This is a genomic window from Burkholderia sp. SIMBA_051 (assembly GCF_046534915.1).
GTDB classification, from domain to species: Bacteria; Pseudomonadota; Gammaproteobacteria; order Burkholderiales; family Burkholderiaceae; genus Burkholderia; species Burkholderia ambifaria.
Map to the genome: position 1 here is coordinate 1 of NZ_JAWRXS010000097.1, position 356 is coordinate 356.

The 356-nt window shown below is 63.5% G+C and carries 1 pseudogene; it reads right to left on the minus strand.

What is annotated here, in order from left to right:
* Positions 1-356 (minus strand): annotated as a pseudogene (locus SB771_RS33715) (acetolactate synthase 3 large subunit); the annotation flags it as partial.

Genomic DNA, 356 nt, shown 5'->3' on the forward strand with positions numbered 1-356 from the left:
GATCCAGCGGCGCGGCTTGTCGAACGTGTAGTACTGCGCGGCCCACATCTGGTGCTGGCCCACGTCGGAGGTGACGAAGGCGTCGCCGCCGGTCACTTCCCAGAGCTTTTCCACCACGAACTGCGGCTTGATGACTTCGTCCGAATTCGCGAACTTCAGGCATTCCTTGCCGCGCCAGGTCTCGACCTGGTCCCACCACTTGGCGATGGAAGCCGGCTTGTGCTCGGCGGAGGCGGTCTCGTACTGCGCGCTCAGGTCGGCCAGCACATCCTTGACGTTGCCGACGATCGGGACGTCCACGCGCACGCGCTTGGAGATCGACGACGGGTCGATATCGATATGGATGATCTTGCGGG